This is a genomic window from Streptococcus mitis, assembly GCF_946190375.1.
GTDB classification, from domain to species: domain Bacteria; phylum Bacillota; class Bacilli; order Lactobacillales; family Streptococcaceae; genus Streptococcus; species Streptococcus mitis_CJ.
Map to the genome: position 1 here is coordinate 1 of NZ_CAMIAF010000140.1, position 239 is coordinate 239.

At 53.6% G+C, this 239-nt stretch carries 1 protein-coding gene; it reads left to right on the forward strand.

The annotated features are described in order from the left end of the window. Nucleotides 1-239 (forward strand): hypothetical protein (locus tag N8M09_RS11075; protein WP_419991735.1); only part of this gene is annotated, 239 nt, incomplete at both ends.

A 239-nucleotide genomic window follows, 5' to 3' on the forward strand; every position in this document is an offset into this window, starting at 1 on the left:
GCTGACGCTCACGCACTTGTTGACGCTGATTCAGACGCGCTTGTGCTTGCTGATGCGGACGCACTTGTTGACGCGGACTCAGATGCGGTTGTGCTTGCTGATTGGCTAGCACTTGTTGATGCTGATTCAGATGCTGTTGTGCTTGCTGATTGGGTCGCACTTGTTGAGGCTGAGTCAGATGCGGTTGTGCTTGCTGAGGCTGAGGCTCTTGTTGATGCTGAGTCTGATGCTGATGTGGT